Here is a 16,968-nt window from a genome sequence, read left to right on the forward strand (position 1 = left end):
CTCAAAACAAACCATTTATACAACTGAATATCAATATTTTAAACACGTTTATAACCACATTTTCTATTTCTGAAATCTTTTTTACTGTATTTTTGAAAAAGGTTGTGCAACAGGCACATAGTATTTGCAAAAGGCGGGGGTTAAATCTATAAAACCACCACTCGTTTCCTTTAGCCACAGCTGCTTTTCATATTGTTTTTTTTATTAATTTTAATAATCTGAAAAAGCATCTGCTTCGGTTTGTCGAAATTGAACTTTCAGTTAAATTTAGCCCGCCCTTCGCAAATACTTTTTCCGTTATACCCTATGCTAATCAACGTGATGAATAGAACATTTTTTTTATGTCTGACTTTTACTTTTCTAATTTTTCAAGCAACTTATTCTCAAACAGCGGAAGAATTGAACAAACAATCAAAGAAATTGCTCGACTCCGGAAAGTATCAGGAAGCAAAACCAATTTTAAAAAAAGCAGCAGAACTCGGAAATGGTGAAGCGCAATATAATTTTGGTTATTTACTGCAAAGTGGAGTTCTTGGAGAGAGAAAGTCTGCAGAAGCAATCGAATGGTTTAAGAAATCATCGGACAACAATTTTAATGATGGACACTATGCCTTAATGATGGCTTACGGAAACGGAGATGGCGTAGAACAAAATTCCGAAAAAGCATTTGCTTATGCCATGAAATGTGCAGCTAACAACGATCCAACTTGTATGTGGAATGTTGTAAGCTGCTACGTAACGGGAAATGGCGTTCCACAAAATATTCCAAAGTTTAAAGAGTGGATTTTACGATTAGCAAAACTTGAAAATCCCGAGAACCTTGCGCAAAGCGGATATATCACATCATCAAGACTTGAACTTGCACAGTTTCATAAAAACGGCAAATATTTTGACAAAGACCTGTATCAAAGTTATTTGTGGTACCTAATTTACAATGAGTACAAAGTTGATTTTAGCATTTTGAAACAACAAGAAACCATCGAAGAAATTAAAAACTTAGAAAAGCTTTTGGAAAAATCACAGATTCAGAAGGCACCTTCTGACGCAGAAAAACTTTTGGGAAGAAAACTTAAAAACAAAACCGAACTTTATAAAACAACATTATAAAAGTACAGCCGCGTGATAAGGTATTGCTAAAAACGTGGCTTACCGTCTTCTATTGAAAACTTGTACAAGGTTCAACTTTTGTTCTTCTATAACCCCAAATCTTAGCGGTAAATTCTGCAAACTCATTAATACAACCTTTATTAAAGCAATTTAAAATGGTTGTTATTTTAGCAGTGAAAACTTAAGGATTTGCGACTTTCAGAGACAGCAAAAACCGCATCGTTGAAAGTAGGTCCAGCTAATACCTCCTCCCCACCTCTTTACACCGCTCCAGATACTCCGCCGGCATGTTTGAAAAGGCGCCCTGCTCGAAATATTCATCGGAGTGCGGGATGTATAAGCTGTAACTTTTCCCCAGCGGAATCAGGGGAATAAAAAAGAGTTCGAAATACCGGCGGTAAATGGTGACAATGGCATTCACCTGAAAACCGTTCTTCGGCACCTGGATGGTTTCTTTTCCCAATTGCTTTTTGTTCAGTCCGAAAATAAAAAAGAACATATCAGGCGCGGTCTTTGGCGAAGTGGTAGATCAGCAGTGCCCAGGAAATAATCATCAGCAATCCGCCCAAGGGTGTCACCGGTCCCAGAAACTTAAAGCTCATGGTGGAAACCTCGCTGAAACTTAAAACATAAATGCTGACCGAAAACAAAAAGACACCGGCGACCATCAGGAGGGAGATCCATTTCTCCACCGACGTATCAAACTTTAAAATATATCCCACGATCAGCAGAAACAGGGCAGCATACATCTGGTACCGCACGCCGGTTTCGAAACTGACAAGTTTGTCCACTGAGATTACTTTTTTGAGGGCATGCGCACCAAACGCACCCAGAATTACCGATAACAGGCCATAGGCAGCGCCTGCGATAAGCGTAAATGTTTTCATAACTTAAATTATAATTCTCCTTTCTGATACATAATTAACAGCTGCCCGATGACGGACAAAAGGCCGATGGCCACGAACATCCACCAATAGCGCCGCGAAGCCGCAAAGCCACGGTCATTGGACCGGCGCAGAAAAACGCCGAAGATGAGCAGTAAAATCCCGAGGAATATCTGAAACATAATCAGGAAGTAGCTGTTTTTCGCACCCGCTCAAACTCCGAAATAACTTCGTGGTGGGTCACGGTTTTATCTTTAAAATACGCCACGAAATGCGCTTTCTCTTCTTCCGTAGCGCCGAGCTGGTTCAGGATGTTGAGCAAATGCATTTTCATGTGTCCCTTCTGAATGCCGGTGGTTACGAGCGAACGCAAAGCGGCAAAGTTTTGCGCCAGGCCGGACACGGCGAGAATACTCATCAGTTCCTGTGCGGACGGCTTACCCAGCAAGGCCAGGGAAAATTTCACGAGCGGATGCAAATTGGTGAGGCCGCCAACGACCCCCACGGAGATCGGTAAATCAATCCAGAAACGGAAGATGCCGTCATCAACCGTGCAGTGCGTAAGGCTGGAATATTTCCCGTCTTTCGCGGCATAGGCATGGGCGCAGGCTTCCGTCGCACGGAAATCGTTGCCGGTTGCAATGACCACTGCATCCACGCCGTTCATAATTCCTTTGTTGTGCGTAGTGGCGCGGTACGGCTCAATCTCGGCGATGGTCACGGCACGTTTGAATTTAGAGGCAAACTCTTCATTGGAAATCCCGCTGTCGTCTTTCAGGTTTTCTATTTTGCAGGAAACTTCGGCGCGCACGATGCAGTCGGGTGTAAAGTTGGACAGAATGTTCATAATGACCTGCAGCGAGGCTTTTTCCTCAGCCGTGAACTCTTCATCCTTTTCCACTTCCTCTTTCAGGGTTTTCCCGAACTGTTCCAGGCAGGAATTGATAAAGTTGGCACCCATGGAATCCACGGTATCGAAGCTGGCTTTCAGCTGGAAATAATGTTCCAGTTCAGCGGTTTTATCAATCAGTTTAATATCGAGAATCCCGCCGCCGCGGTTGCGCATATTCCGGGTGATGTCCTCGGTGGCCTGCAGGAGCTTTTTCTTTAGTTTAAAATTAAAGAAATGCAATACTTTGTGCGGTTCTGCTTTGATTACGAAATGCGTATGCCCCAGTTTTTTGGTATTGATAATGGTGGTTTTGAAGCCGCCTTTTTCGAGCCAGAATTTCGCCGCCTTGGAAGCAGCTGCCACCACGGAACTTTCCTCGACTGCCATCGGAAGTGCAAGCAATTTCCCGTCAATCAGAAAGTTGGGTGCGATGCCATACGGCATATAGAAATTGGATATGGTATTTTCCGAGAATTCATCATGCAGTTTTTGCAGGCCGGCGTCCTCATTCCAGTACTGCTGCAGGATGTCCTGATATTCCGTATTTCCGTTCAGATATTCCTTAATAAGCCAGTCAATCTTCTGTTGTTTGGAAAGTTTGGAAAAACCTTCCACGGGCTGATGGGTCATGAGCATGTTATTTTTGGGATATCAAAGATAGGGAATTGGATTGAGCGAAAAGAAAGGAATGAAGAAAGCGAAAGCTATTCATGGAATAAGACGGAAAGTGTGGCGTACGAGAACCGCAAAGCAAAAAGCAGCATTTTTATCAGAAGGTATGCATCAGCGCTATGTTTAGCCCGCTTACTCTATGCTTATACCGTAAAGCATCTGTACCTTTAGTATGGTTCAACTATGGTTCAACCATGGTTTACTTGTGGTTCAACTATGGTTCAGACTTGTCCTAATATACCTATACAAACATACAGATAACCCTAAAGAAAACGAAACAACCGCACAGGCATCTGTCGTGCCACCGTTGAGACAGGTTTATTAGCAGGAAAAGGAGAAAGGCTCTTTAGTCTTAGATGCAAATCATTTCAAAAAACACATTCTTTCCTGTAAGCAGTTGTCGATCAGTTTAATTCACTACATTTGATGTACATATCTACAGCTGCTATGGGCAAAGCTTCTTCCCTGATTCGGTTTAACGGCAAGATTGGCGATTTAGTTTTTTATAAGCTAAACGGCAAGCAGGTAGTCAGGCGTATTGGAAAAAGAACTTCTGCAGAAATTCCACCCGCTCAAAAACGGACTGCGAATGAATTCGGGCAGGCCTCAGCTGCAGGCAAAACACTGCGTGCGGCGCTGGCAGAAGAATGCAGTGCCACCGGCGACCGCCATCTTTACCAGCGTGTGACCCAACTGATGCTACAAATAAAAGCCTGTGACCGGAGTTCCAATGAGTTGCGCAGCGTAGCAGCGGGTTTACGGACTGAGGAAGGACGTATCTTACTGCGCAATTTTCGGTTCCACAAGAAAAATTCTGTTCCTGAGGCACCCACGCTGGTGAAGATCCAAGAGGCGGAAGAGGGATTACTGGACATACAAGGGCAATACAGCGCAACACCGACAGAGCTTATTGAACTGCAGATTAATTTCAGCACCGGTGCTTTCCGTCGCCAAGTGCATCTGTGGCCTGCTGCGACAGAGCGCCGGACCTTACTCAAGAAAAGATACCGCGGCCGTGCAGGTTTTACAGATTTACTGTTTGTCTCAGGCCCCGGGTATTTACAGGGCGCAGTCGTGGAAATCTTATGAATGCCAAATAGCCTTATCAAAGATTCCGGCGCTTAATTGTACGCGATCGATGTACATAAAACCCCATTTTCCCGCAAGATATGGAATAGAACCGCCTGCCGTACCACATCGCAATCAATTGTGAGGGCATGCAGTTCCGACGTGTATAAAAAGTAGAAGCTGCAGCGGAAAATGGGACTTCAGAACGTGACAATTGGTAGTTCTTTCCCACTCTAAAGAGGAAGCGCAGTTTGTGGAACGCTTTTGTAGATGCGATACAGATTCAGATCGCGTGGCAGAGCTGAGACAATCAGTTTGAATGCAATACTCAGCAGAACAACTCTATTATTGAAGTTGGAATCATTAAACAAGACACGCCGGCGGAAGCCAATCATTGACGGAGTTGTATCTGTAGAAAATAAATTAATATGCAGCCTTCCCTATCACTTTAATTTTGCACATTTTCTCTATGAAATTAATTATAAAAAAGATTGCATAAATTTAAGAATCAAAAGACTTTTCGTTAAAATATGCAAAATAATTATAATCTTTGTTAGACTTTTGAAAACCACTTTTTTCAGTGTTATTTCTGTATAGCTTAAGCATTCAATTTAGTTTTGAATAATTCCAAAAGCTTGGAAAAACCTTCCACGGGCTGATGGGTCATGAGCATGTTATTTTGGGATATCAAAGATAGGGAATTGGATTGAGGGGAGGCGCTATCCAACCAAAAAGAGCAGCCATTTTTATCTGCTCCGTAACAGAACGCAATATTGAAAGTTTAGCACATCCTATTTTCGGGTTGTAAATTGTACAGGATAGGATTCTGTGCGCAGCGGATAACCATCTTTAGATAAGAAACTTTTGTCTGTGATAATCAGTTCATATTCTTTCCCGGGTTGCAGATTCATCTGCAGCACCAGTGTGGTACCACCATTTTCAAATCCCTTTGCAGCGGTAATTGGGAAGTAATCCTTTCCCTTTTCAGAATAGTTGATGGACATATTACCCGTCATTTCCTTTGAAAAAACAATTCGCAACTCTTTGGTGGCAGGATCTACCTCAACCGCATTATTTCCAAAAGGCGCGATACTTTTCACGTAAGGTTGTTTCATCTTGTAATCAGCCAACAAGGCCTCTTTATCTATAGACTCCTTATAATACTTAGACTTTACCAAAAATTGTTCAACAGCCGCGTCATCAGCAAAGTTTAGTTCAATGATTTCTTTTACAGCCGCAACCTTGTCCGCCGCTTCCTGATAGTATGCTTTGGCAATTACATAGCCCATGAAATATCCTAAATCAGAGCCTTCCTTTTTTCTATTGCCATTATACAGCCAGTTGGATAACCGGTCCGTAAACATATCCCGTTTAAAGTCTGCCTTTATATCAGCTTCATGCGCCAGTCCATATTTTTGATAATAGGTTTGCTTGCGAGTTCCCAACGCCAGCTCTGCGATAAAATCACAAGTTCCTTCCCGCAAACTGTGATTTAACACCTTCTTGCGGCTCCCGGTCTGCTGCGTGTGCACATATTCGTGAATATTTAAAAACACAAAATTATCAGCGGACTGATGCTCAAAAACCTGCTGCAGCCAATTATTTTGAAACTCTGAAACATCCACTGTTTTATCGCCCGCGGCGATTTCTGATCCTATTAAAACTGAATGATCAGTGATGGTACCGCCCGTAGTCAGGCCGCCAATCGTAAAATAGATTTCCGCCTCCTTCAAATCGGGATACAAGCGTTGCAGATTGGCAACAGCGGCGGAGAGCTCCTCTTTTCTGTCTTTAATGCTTAATGTGTTTTTTCTTACACTTTTCCAAAAAAGCGGGAAGTCGTTGATCAGTTCCACATACAGAGAATCTGTGAAATTCCTGGATTTCATGAAGGCATGCAGTCCCTTGGTTCCTTTGTCAATATAAAGTTCATTAATAATCGCCAACTGCTTACTGTGGTCTCCAGTCTTACGGATACTGTCATAGGCCACCCAGAAATTATCAATATCCGATGTAAATATTTTAAGCTGCGACGAACCTTTAATCCCTGTGACGAGCAATATAAAAATCAGGAAATTTTTCATGCGATGTAAATTTAATCTTACGACCTTTCTTTTAAGACACTCTAGACAGATGGAAAAGATATAGCGAATTGTTTAAATATCGTTAAAAAGGATAAAGTATTGCCAAATTATTTTCGTGTTTAGCTAAGAATTTGATTTTTCCAGTAGCTTTAGCGACTCAAAAGTTACATATGGTAAAGGTTTACTTCCGCATTTATAAGGCATATTATTTCTTCGTTTACAGCAAGCGGTTGCAGCATTTCTGAGAGTAGCAGCATTTGTGATCTAATTACTTTCAACTTGTATGTTTTATAAACTTCCTTATGTCGAAACATTCCAAAAATTTCAGTGTGCTGCTAACGCTTTTAGCATCCGTTATTTTAACAGCACAGTCTTTTACCCTGAAAGTACTGGACGCCGAAACCAATAAACACATTCCCAAAGCCCGCATTATAGCCGATGGCGAAGCCTTTTATACAAATGATGACGGACTGGCGTTACTCCCGGAAACGATTGGTAGCTATGAAGTATCGGCACCGGGTTTTCAGCGGCAGCAGGTGCAGGGCAAGAAAGAAGTGATCCGCCTGCAACCGGCTTATTCTGAAATTGAAGCCATACAAATCACACCGATAGATTTCCGGTCGAGCTGGAGTATATCGGCAAGAATTATAAAAGTTATATTTCAGTAAACCGGCGGTGTATGATATTGTTTTTAAGGAAAAGAATATCGAAGACAGCCTGCTCTATCTGTTGGTCGTCGCAGAAGGGGAACTCTGGACCAAATCCAACACCTATAACCGCAAAGTCGGCGTACACTTTATTGACAAATCGCTGCAACTGGGTTTCAAAAAATTCAATTATTTACAATTCATTGAGTCGAAAAAAGAAGCAGTGGAAAAAAAGCTTTTCTCAAACAAGAGTCGTTGGGCCAATCTGCTATTCTACCATGAGCTGCAAAACCTCATATCATTTATCAACCTCAAGGACACCCAATTTACCACCCGCTTACTAAGTCAGGATGAAGAAGTCCAACATATAGGATTTAGGATGGAAAGCAGAAAAGGCATCGTTTGGCAGGGTACGTTTACCTATCACCGAAAGGACCGGGTAATCACGCATTATCAAATGGAGTATGATCAGGCAAGCATTCCCGCCTACACTTTTACCGATACCGATGAAACAGAACATACGGTGAAGCGGGGTAATGGAAAAAAAGCTTTTGAATTTTACAAGAAAGATGGCGCATATTACCCAACGTTTGCAGCGTGGCAGGCAGATGCTGCCATCACAACAGATGATCGTACGCACCAGTATATTTTAATGCGGGAAGTCATCTTTAAAAAAGCCAGGGAAACCAGAAAACCCGTTCTGGAAAACAAAGCAGACCTGAATTTCAGCCTGTGGAATAATGTAGCGTCGGCGGCACAGTCTTCTGATGATATTCTGCTGTCCGAAGAGGAACAAATCTTTATAAATAAACCCTATGAAAACTAACGTACTGATTATGTTGCTGTTCTTTGCAGCCGGCCTGCAGGCACAGACCCACCGATTCATTTATGAAGTGGATTACCGCCGGGATTCAACCTCTAATTACCATACAAAGCAGGTGTAGCATCTGGATATTTCCGGCAAGAAATCGATGTATTATATCCGGGACTACCTTGTGGCGGACTCGCTGCTGCTGCACAACCTCCCCTTCCCGGAAGCAGGCCAGCTCAGCACGTCCAATATCGTAGAACACACGCTCGGAACGGACGAATTTTCAGAATATGATTTGTTGCAGTCATTGGTACTGAAACTCTCAGGCACCGACCGGCAGGAATGGCAACTGACGGGAAGCAGCAAACAGGAAAACGGACTGCAGCTGCAGGAAGCCCGAACTGCGTGGGGCGGCCGGAACTGGACCGCCTGGTTTACAGCGGATATTCCGTTTCAGGAGGGACCGCACAAATTTCATGGTTTGCCCGGGCTGATTACCCGGCTGGAGGATAGCGAAGGGCATTATACCTTTTCTTTGATTAAGTCCGAAAACAGAAAGTCAACGTACCAGCACATCCACATTGCAGCTATGAAAGCCAGCAGCGTTGCCACCGACCGCCGGCAATACGAAAAAACCAAACAAACCTACTATGATTCGCCGGTCAGCTTCCTGCGCAGCACCAAAAGAAACAGCGGCGCTGATTTTTTCCTGAATGACGGAACGGTGGTATCGCAGAACAATACCCGCGAGATCAATGAGCGACTGCGAAAAGAGGTACATACTTTTAATAATCCGATTGAGCGCAACCGTGCGATTTCTTATAAAGAATAGCGGCAAATCGTTTGGTTTTTGCTATATTTAATACAACGTAAAAGAAAGATCATGTATAAAAAATTAGCACAAATTCCTGAAATACTGGCATATCTTCAACTCGTTGCCTCTCCGTTATTAGCCGGTTGCATCGCCGGTGCTTTGATTTATTTTTATGAGCCCGGCACTACACGCCTGATTCTGGCTTTGCTGGTCGTCGCAATCGGCCTGACCGTTGGCATTATCTGGGCAAACCGAAAACGAAGAAGTCCCGGCGGCGCGACCGGCTTTATGGCGCGTGTAATGGCGAGCCCCGATCTGGACCACAAGGAACCAGACAGTAAAAATTAAATCGCGAAGGCTGTATTAGTGAGCTGATTTATCTGCTTCTATTTTCACTCGTGAAGGTTTGTAATTCTATGCCCGGCACAATAAATTAATGCCTGGAGTGTTCTATTATTAACAGATTTATAAACACCAGATTACAAATTATTTAATTATGAGGAAAATTCTGACCTTTTTATTGCTTTTTGCCTGCATGGGTATTATTGCTGTTTCGTGCCGCGACGAAGGTCCGGTGAGTGGTCCGGAACCTATCGGTGCGCCACTTACAAACGGTAAAGGCAACTACAGCAGCATCGATGATTCCAAAGGGCTTTTTAAAATTACACTGAGCGGTGAGGAAATCGATTTTCATCTTCAGTTTATCGCTGACCGTGTGCCGGACGCTGAGTTGCTGAATGCGCAACTGACGGCCGAGTCCTACGCGGTAGGCGGCACAGGAAACAAGTACACACTCACTCCAGAAAGTTATTGGTTAAAAGGAAGTGAGAAGTCCCCGATCACAGGCGGGAATGTGACCGTAAAACGCAACGGCGACAAATATGTGATCACAGGCATCGTGAAGAATGCGGCAGATTTTGAATATGAAATCACCTTTGATGATGTAATTGACATTGAACCCGAATACGAAGTTGAATATACCAAACAAAATGGCTGGTACTGGGGCGACGATCCTTACCAGTTTCCCAATATTGGTGAATACATGAGCTACTTTGCAGAAGGGCAAACCAACAGTTACGGCGAGCTGACCGGTGACGGGTACTATCTTAATATTTCCTTTTTCAACGAAATGGATCCGAGGGCCTGGGAGGCACAAATTCCCAACCAAACCTATACTGCTTCTACTGAATACGCGGTGGGAACCTTCCGGATTGCCTCCAAAGAAGAAATTGCGGGTGGCGCACCTTATTATCAGTATGCTTCGCTGCACCATATTGATGAAACCAAAGGGATAGACAAGGAAGTATTTATTACCGGCGGAACGGTTCAGGTGATGCCGAAAGGTGACCAGCAGGAAGTCCGGTTTAATTTTGAACTGCAGGACGGCACCCGCCATGTGGGAAAATACACCGGTGTGGTCCGCCAGAAAGATGAATACACAGTCTCCACGTTACTGAGCGACCAGCAAATTTCTGATATAACGCACGGTTACCTGGAATACCGCGGAAAATCTCCCATTGCCGGACTTACGAATAACCGCTGGGATATGTATCTGCTCACGGAGAATGCCACGGTGATGCCGGATTTCTACTGGATTCCCGACGGCAGCGGAAACATCCTGCGGGTTACATTATACACGGCACCTACGGAAACGACAGAGATTCCGGCGGGTACGTATCCAATCGGCGAAGAGGTTGCCGGCAATGCGGGAACCGGACAAGGATACGAAGTAGGCCTGGATTTCGGAACCTGGTTTTATGAGCTAAAATCCGGTGAGTATGAGAATTACGCACCGATTAAAACCGGTACTGTTGATATCTCGAAGGAAGGCAACACGTACAAAGTCACGCTTACAGGAGTGGACGACCGGCAGAACAAAATTACGGCAACTTACACCGGTGAACTCGCTTTCGTAGACCACGGCAAAGGCGGAAAAGCTGCGCCACAGGCACGGACCAGGAAAAAGGTTGCGCCGGCAGGCAAACTCTATAACTGGAAGAAAAAGCAGAGAACGTTTACATTATAAGACGTCAGATAAACCTTGTATTATTGAAACCAAAGTGATTGAAATCGCTTTGGTTTTTTTATTTGAAGGGAAGTTATTCGCGGGCTGGTTAAAAGTTATGTTCGGCAATTGAGCGCGGTGATACTGATATTACTATCGGTGGTATCCAAATGAATTTCATTGCCACTTTTGTCGGTGATGACAATACTTTCATCTTTTGTGAAGATAATACGGTGGCCGCTTCGGGTCTGGATGGATTTCACGCGGTTATCGGAACCTCCACCCAATCCCACCTGCCCATGGAACATGCCACTCATCATAAAAGCTCTATACAAATGACAATGTACGAATTCGCTCCTTAAAAATTTCCCAAAGTCTATAATTTAGTTAAGGAATATTTTAATGGAAGTTTGGACTTGTACGGAAGTGAAGTAAGAGTTTTATTTTAAAAACTTAAAAATTAGATTAAACAGCAGAAGCATCAGAAAACAAACAAAACTTGAAATAATTCCGTATAATACTATTTTCAAAAAATCGATATTTTCGCACAAATTGGTAATTAGAAAATCTAGGCCTGCATCAACTGGTGCAACATCTATATTATTTGTTGCCGTATCAAAGACCGCAAAAAATGCGCCCGCCAAATACGCCGCAATCAAAAATAAAAAGTTTTTACCTCGCATCTTATTCACTTAAAACTTTGGGTGGAAAATAAGCGTTCTCATCATCTCTTTGGTTTAATATAACCTGCAGATCTTTGTTGTCTTCAAAAGCTAATTTTTTTATTTTATTTGTAATTATTTTCCACGATTTGTTTGACGTGATATCATCATAGTGATCATCCGTGGAAGCCTTTTCAGCTAGTAGTGGTATACTATATATGTCATCTTCAGGAATATACGCAAAACACCCGTATGACCCACCTAAAAAATCATAACCAAAAACCTCATATACTCCTCCTATATGAATCATTACATCTGTTGCGAAATCGGGATCCGCTCTTGGTGATGTGATAGACGAGCCGTCTATTTTGGTGGAAGTTCGTAATGGCTTAGCTGGAATTCTTCTTTGTCCGTATCTTGTAAAAATGAACGCATCTAATCCCGAACTTGCATATCTAGCTGAGATATTCGGATAACTTGAAATCCAATAAAGTCCGTAAAGATTTTTAGAATAATCCGCGGGAATAAACGCTCTATTTAATAAGCGGTACTTATTGTTCTTATCTTTCCCAAGTGAGTACCAGGCATCTCTTGTTACATTAAAGACACCCTTATTTTTTATGGTTTTTTGCTGTCCTTTAGCATCTAGTTCTAAATCAAGAATATTTACTTTATACGTAGGCACAACTACAGCTGGATCTGAAAATTTAAACTCTAAACCTTTCAATGCTTGAATAGTATAACCACTGATTTAAGATGTGATCTCAATTCTAATCACTTTTTTAATTATCTCTATTACCGGAGCTTCATCATTTGTTCCATATACAACGCCATTACCTCCATTTTGTACAAATCTGTCTACGGAAGAATTAATAATGCGTTTGCCATAGACTTTTGTGTCAACGCCAGTAGTTTCAATATAATCGCCACCGATGTAACTCTCTTTGCTCATGATCTAATGGTTTAAAGATTTTTCTCCCGAATTATTTTGAACTTCACTCTTTGCATGTTGTTCATACATTCCTTCACTTTGCGTTGTGATTTTTCCATTTGCAACTCTCGTTCGGTCTTTTTCTGTGTGAGATTCTTTATTTCCTTGGATAAACTCGGTCATTTTTCCACAACATTCGTAATAAAATCAGTCCCTACAGAAAGAATATTAAGCATGCCTACGCTTGTTGTTTTATTCATACCTGCGGTTTCTGAAATATTCATTCCTACAGTATTACATAAAGGGAAATGATAAAAAAAAATAAAACCTTATTCCATTTTTCATATATCTATAATAATTTTTACTGAAAGGCAATAATGCTCCTCATTTTACTTTTATTAATGATATACGATTGAAATCGACTATGCTTTTGACAGATCCGAAACTTTTTATAGAATGTTTTTATAAAGGCCTCCGACTATTAATTATTCTAAAGTACAAATGATATTTTATTCCAAGTACACTTTCAAAATATTATTACGCGAATCGGGAATAGTTTTTCCGTTGATTTTTGCTGTAGAAACACGGCATATTTCAATACTTTTGTGATTTGAGCCGTTAATCGCGTTTTCTCTCAGATTTTCAAAATCGTATATTTTATAAATTTTCCCGCTACATTCTAATGATATTGTATCGATAAGTTTCAAATTTTCCTTAATAAAGAAGTTATTATTTCCAATACCAACTTCCTTGGTTTCCGGAATTACTTTTTTATCTTTTACACTGAAAGTAATATCACTCGCTTTTATTTCTTTTGAATAAATATCAATCCAAAAACCTTTTTTTCCCGCAACATAAATATTACAGTCGTCATTATTATAGGTTTTAACGGCAGTTTTTTGACACGAAAATAAAACGAGAAAAATTATCAGACGTGCCATTTTATTTGACTTTAATATAACCATAGTAATTGTTTATGAAATGTTCCATTGTTATTACTGATTTTAAATATTCCGTATTTCCTCCCCATGTATACACTTTAAAATTTAACGTGTAGAAAATCTGCCCTTTACCGTCCAGATTCTGGATGGATGAAATTGGTGTTTCCAGCACAATCCAGTGATATTCCAATTCAAACATATTCCACAAATGTCCTCATCAGGAGAAATCAAATCAGAGTCTATCATCAATGTGATTTTGTATCCGTCAGAAATCTGCTGGTTAATATCCTCAATTATTTTCCAAGCAGTTGGTTTGTGGAAATATTTTGATTTTTTAATGGGATTATAAATACCATTTGATACAACATCACCATAGCCTAAAAGTTTTTCGCTCAAACTGGTCATCAACGGTGGCCAGTTGATGGCTTGAAACTCTTCTTCGCCGCCCTTGTAGGAATTGTTATCTGTATTTCTAACACCTGCCAACGTTACAAAATCCACTAATGTCATATGGGTAAATTTTCTCAGTCTAAGATCCCAATGCTGGGGAAAACCTCGTTCGTTTGGGTTTTTGTCGAGAAGTTCATCAGTTGGCTTTGCAGTAAATTGATTATAAGTTGCTTCTCCAGTTCTAAATAGTAATTCTGAAAACCACTTGTACTGCGCTGGCTGTTCCTTTGCAAATAAATAGAAAATGCAGGCCATACCACAAAGAGAAGTTCCGCTTTGGTTAATTACCCATGGCATTTTTGATCCTACTCTTATATTTAACTCATCTTCAATAATCTTTCCATCAAACCAGCGAAATCTATTGTGCATAAAAATCAAAAGTTTTCCCTCTAATTCTTTATCTGCAATGTATGCTTTAACTTCTAAATTTCTGCCGCAAAAGCCATTTGTACTAAAATTGATACTTATTTGGTTTCCAGTAGCATTTTGGTTTACTAAAATGTTTTCTGTATATTGACCATTATCTGGATTTGTGTAACTTAACAGCCATTTTACACTGTTAAGATTTCTAGGTTCTCCTTTGCTATATTCCTTTACTTTAAATCTGTATGTTTTATTGAATACAACTCCTTTCTGTTGGTTTGTTCCCGAGCCATCATTTGCTGAGCCGTCATCTAATTCATCTAGGCATTCAATAGATTGTACTCTTGTTTCCTCTGTAGAAGTTCTGGTTTGGTTTAAATTATTATTTACACCTCCAGCTGTACCATTTTGCACATGCTTTCCACCCGCAATATTTCTTATATATTTACTTTCTTCTAGTATAACGCCACTTGAATTGCCTCTGATAGTTTTGGCAAATATCTGAATCTGTCCTTTTTCTTGCTGTGCCATCTCTAAATATTTATGCGTTGTGTCCTTTCTCTCCAGACAGGTTATGTATTGTTGTCTCGCTATTCTGAATATAATCGCCTATAGCAGCAACTTCGATAGCTTCTGAAGCATTTTTATGAATATCTGTAGCATCATAGATGAAATTTTCGGACGCCATATTCATAATGTTGGTAGCATTAAGATTATAGTTCATAGTAGCATTTTGCCAAATATTAGCTCCAGCAGTTTCGGTAATATTCATTCCAACTGTATTGCTCTGATTTTGCCCAACCGAAGTACTCTGATTATTGCCGATCGTAGAAGTCATATTCTCCCCCACATTAATATTCATATTCTTACAATTTAGTGTCATGGTCTCCGGCGCGGTGATGCTGATGTTACTGCCGCTGGTATCCAAATGAATTTCATTGCCACTTTTGTCGGTGATGACAATACTTTCATCTTCCGTAAAGATAATCCGGTGGCCGCTTCTTGTCTGGATGGATTTAACGCGGTTATCAGAACCTCCACCCAGCCCCACCTGCCCGTGAAACATGCCACCCATCACAAAGGGACGGTCCGGGTGATTGTGTACAAAACCGACCATCACCTGATCACCGACTTCCGGGATAGCGACGTAGCCTCTGTTTTAGGTCACCTGATCGGTGCCGCCGGCATCGGGAGACATAATGCGGATGAAGCTGGTGGTGTCGTGCAGTTGCCAGTCAACGGTTTGTAGAGATAAGTCTACCTTTTTCGTCGTATGCAGTCCCTGAAAGGATTTATCTTTTTTGAGAGGTGCGGCTGTATGTAATATAATAAATAGAAGAATGCAATCTAATGCTGCAATTTCAGAAACTAATGTGTACTGTTTTTATAATCACCGGATCATTAATAATACTACTACTGTCGGTTTCTAAAGGTTCGTTGTTAAGCAGAATTTGTTCTTAAAAAGCATTAAAAACTATATTCTTTCTAAATTAATAACTCCTAGTCTAATCGTATCTGAATTATCTGCTTTTGATAATTCATATTTTTTCGTCTCATATCCGTCTTTTTTAAAATAAATAAATGGACTTAGTTTTTGAATTTTTCTTTTAGATTCTTGGGTGTCTTCAATTTCAATTTTGGGCATTTTAAAATGTCCATTATTCTTGCTAAATATATTTCTGGGACTTAGAATATCTAATGAATCATAGTAAACATGCACACCAGATAATGGTTTCTCATCGTGGTTTTTAACAATACCCTGAACAGGTTTCCTATATGTAATACTTTTAGAACAAGAATAAGTTATAATGGCTGTAAATATTACTACTGCTAAGCATAACAGATACTTTTTAAATTTAAGTTTCATATTACTTTTATTTTTGTTAACCAAATAAGTTTTAATAAATCAAATTCAGAAATCACAGTTCTTGAAATATCATAATAATCTTGGTAATATTTCATAAGATCTACTTCTCCAGTTGTAGGTATTAGAGGTGATGTTGGTAAAGTTTCCTGGGTGATTATAGTTGTTGAACCTTTGTGGCTTTTAGAATATGTATGTCCGCCATATTGTAATAATACTTCGTGACCTATTTCATGGGCAGATACCATTTCAAAATCTATTATATCCGCACTTACATATTCCCATCCTTTATTACTATAAATAATGGAATTTGGATATTTTCTCCATGAACTTCTATAAAGATATCCTTCATAAAAATATAATATCCTGGATAATTCCCTGTTTCTGGATCTTCCTGGTTTAGTATTCGTTTGATAAACGATCTTTGGTGCTGCTAAACCTTTAGTATTGGTTTCAGCGTTTACATATACTTCAAACAAGTCGCTTCCAATATTTACGCCTCTTCCAACATTAGCAGAATTTCTCGACCAAAACTTTGAAATTCCCTCTAAGGTATATTTTTCAATTTCCTTATAAGATCTTGCTTGAGAAGTCAATGGTGGTAGATTATAATAAGCGAGTGCTTCTTTTGAAATTTTTTTGTATTTTTTTAATCCTTCAGCTCCGCCATCTTTCAGGTTCACCCGCAATGAAGCATCTATACGTTTATTTTTCTTATCAATTCTTACGTCTACCCAATCAACTTCTTTGTATGAAGTTCTGAATTCAACCTC

General features: G+C 40.5%; 20 protein-coding genes and 2 pseudogenes. 8 read left to right on the forward strand and 14 right to left on the reverse strand.

Annotated features, from left to right (window positions below; genetic code table 11):
• Positions 1–321 precede the first annotated feature (321 nt).
• Complete coding sequence (locus MVI27_RS11560; protein ID WP_246962067.1) at positions 322–1,107, forward strand: tetratricopeptide repeat protein; 786 nt, start codon at positions 322–324, stop codon at positions 1,105–1,107.
• A 238-nt stretch (positions 1,108–1,345) separates the two neighbouring features.
• Here the strand turns inward: MVI27_RS11560 and MVI27_RS11565 are convergent, their stop codons facing one another.
• From MVI27_RS11565 to MVI27_RS11580, 4 genes are read right to left on the reverse strand one after another with little or no spacing between them, the layout of a single operon-like run.
• On the reverse strand, positions 1,346–1,606 hold the full coding sequence (locus tag MVI27_RS11565) for a zinc ribbon domain-containing protein (protein WP_246962070.1): 261 nt from the start codon (positions 1,604–1,606) through the stop codon (positions 1,346–1,348).
• Between the two features lies 1 nt (position 1,607).
• Complete coding sequence (locus MVI27_RS11570) at positions 1,608–1,994, reverse strand: DUF423 domain-containing protein (RefSeq protein ID WP_246962072.1); 387 nt, start codon at positions 1,992–1,994, stop codon at positions 1,608–1,610.
• A gap of 8 nt (positions 1,995–2,002) precedes the next feature.
• On the reverse strand, positions 2,003–2,173 hold the full coding sequence (locus MVI27_RS11575) for a hypothetical protein (protein WP_246962074.1): 171 nt from the start codon (positions 2,171–2,173) through the stop codon (positions 2,003–2,005).
• A gap of 2 nt (positions 2,174–2,175) precedes the next feature.
• The gene (locus MVI27_RS11580) at positions 2,176–3,513 is read right to left on the reverse strand and encodes a hydroxymethylglutaryl-CoA reductase, degradative (protein WP_246962076.1); all 1,338 of its coding nucleotides are present in this window, start codon (positions 3,511–3,513) and stop codon (positions 2,176–2,178) included.
• Between the two features lie 468 nt (positions 3,514–3,981).
• Here MVI27_RS11580 and MVI27_RS11585 point away from each other — a divergent pair, with 468 nt between their 5' ends.
• Positions 3,982–4,644, forward strand: a complete 663-nt coding sequence (locus MVI27_RS11585; RefSeq protein ID WP_246962078.1) for a hypothetical protein — start codon at positions 3,982–3,984, stop codon at positions 4,642–4,644.
• A 770-nt stretch (positions 4,645–5,414) separates the two neighbouring features.
• On the opposite strand, the gene MVI27_RS11590 is transcribed toward MVI27_RS11585, so the two are convergent.
• Positions 5,415–6,707 carry a hypothetical protein gene (locus MVI27_RS11590; protein WP_246962080.1) on the reverse strand — a complete coding sequence of 431 codons (1,293 nt, stop codon included), beginning with the start codon at positions 6,705–6,707 and terminating at the stop codon, positions 5,415–5,417.
• A 302-nt stretch (positions 6,708–7,009) separates the two neighbouring features.
• Between MVI27_RS11590 and MVI27_RS11595 the strand changes: the two genes are divergently transcribed.
• From MVI27_RS11595 to MVI27_RS11615, 6 genes are all read left to right on the forward strand, one after another.
• Positions 7,010–7,375 (forward strand): hypothetical protein, encoded by a 366-nt coding sequence (locus MVI27_RS11595; RefSeq protein ID WP_246962081.1) that lies wholly within the window; start codon positions 7,010–7,012, stop codon positions 7,373–7,375.
• 7 nt (positions 7,376–7,382) lie between these two features.
• Complete coding sequence (locus MVI27_RS11600; RefSeq protein ID WP_246962083.1) at positions 7,383–8,180, forward strand: hypothetical protein; 798 nt, start codon at positions 7,383–7,385, stop codon at positions 8,178–8,180.
• Complete coding sequence (locus MVI27_RS11880; RefSeq protein WP_266213078.1) at positions 8,170–8,298, forward strand: hypothetical protein; 129 nt, start codon at positions 8,170–8,172, stop codon at positions 8,296–8,298. The genes MVI27_RS11600 and MVI27_RS11880 overlap by 11 nt, the downstream gene beginning before the upstream one ends.
• Before the next feature lie 27 nt (positions 8,299–8,325).
• Positions 8,326–8,997, forward strand: a complete 672-nt coding sequence (locus tag MVI27_RS11605; RefSeq protein WP_246962086.1) for a GLPGLI family protein — start codon at positions 8,326–8,328, stop codon at positions 8,995–8,997.
• 51 nt (positions 8,998–9,048) lie between these two features.
• Entirely contained in the window at positions 9,049–9,327 is a 279-nt protein-coding gene (locus MVI27_RS11610) for a hypothetical protein (protein ID WP_246962089.1), read from the forward strand.
• Positions 9,328–9,475: 148 nt separating this feature from the next.
• Positions 9,476–11,005, forward strand: a complete 1,530-nt coding sequence (locus MVI27_RS11615) for a hypothetical protein (protein WP_246962092.1) — start codon at positions 9,476–9,478, stop codon at positions 11,003–11,005.
• 95 nt (positions 11,006–11,100) lie between these two features.
• Here the strand turns inward: MVI27_RS11615 and MVI27_RS11620 are convergent, their stop codons facing one another.
• The 9 genes and pseudogenes from MVI27_RS11620 to MVI27_RS11665 form a co-directional block, all read right to left on the reverse strand.
• On the reverse strand, positions 11,101–11,319 hold the full coding sequence (locus MVI27_RS11620; protein ID WP_246962095.1) for a hypothetical protein: 219 nt from the start codon (positions 11,317–11,319) through the stop codon (positions 11,101–11,103).
• Between the two features lie 349 nt (positions 11,320–11,668).
• On the reverse strand, positions 11,669–12,373 hold the full coding sequence (locus MVI27_RS11625) for a hypothetical protein (protein WP_246962098.1): 705 nt from the start codon (positions 12,371–12,373) through the stop codon (positions 11,669–11,671).
• 24 nt (positions 12,374–12,397) lie between these two features.
• Positions 12,398–12,598, reverse strand: coding sequence for a hypothetical protein (locus tag MVI27_RS11630; RefSeq protein ID WP_246962101.1), 201 nt, complete (start codon positions 12,596–12,598; stop codon positions 12,398–12,400).
• Between the two features lie 3 nt (positions 12,599–12,601).
• On the reverse strand, positions 12,602–12,760 hold the full coding sequence (locus tag MVI27_RS11635) for a hypothetical protein (RefSeq protein ID WP_246962104.1): 159 nt from the start codon (positions 12,758–12,760) through the stop codon (positions 12,602–12,604).
• 326 nt (positions 12,761–13,086) lie between these two features.
• Complete coding sequence (locus MVI27_RS11640; protein ID WP_246962106.1) at positions 13,087–13,542, reverse strand: hypothetical protein; 456 nt, start codon at positions 13,540–13,542, stop codon at positions 13,087–13,089.
• An 81-nt stretch (positions 13,543–13,623) separates the two neighbouring features.
• Entirely contained in the window at positions 13,624–14,862 is a 1,239-nt protein-coding gene (locus MVI27_RS11645) for a hypothetical protein (RefSeq protein WP_246962109.1), read from the reverse strand.
• Positions 14,863–15,076: 214 nt separating this feature from the next.
• Positions 15,077–15,568 (reverse strand): annotated as a pseudogene (locus MVI27_RS11960) (phage baseplate assembly protein V); the annotation flags it as partial.
• 237 nt (positions 15,569–15,805) lie between these two features.
• Positions 15,806–16,198 (reverse strand): hypothetical protein, encoded by a 393-nt coding sequence (locus MVI27_RS11660; RefSeq protein ID WP_246962115.1) that lies wholly within the window; start codon positions 16,196–16,198, stop codon positions 15,806–15,808.
• Positions 16,195–16,968 (reverse strand): annotated as a pseudogene (locus tag MVI27_RS11665) (hypothetical protein); the annotation flags it as partial. The gene MVI27_RS11660 and the pseudogene MVI27_RS11665, both read right to left, overlap by 4 nt.

The organism is Chryseobacterium salipaludis (assembly GCF_022968825.1).
In the GTDB taxonomy this organism is placed as follows: domain Bacteria; phylum Bacteroidota; class Bacteroidia; order Flavobacteriales; family Weeksellaceae; genus Kaistella; species Kaistella salipaludis.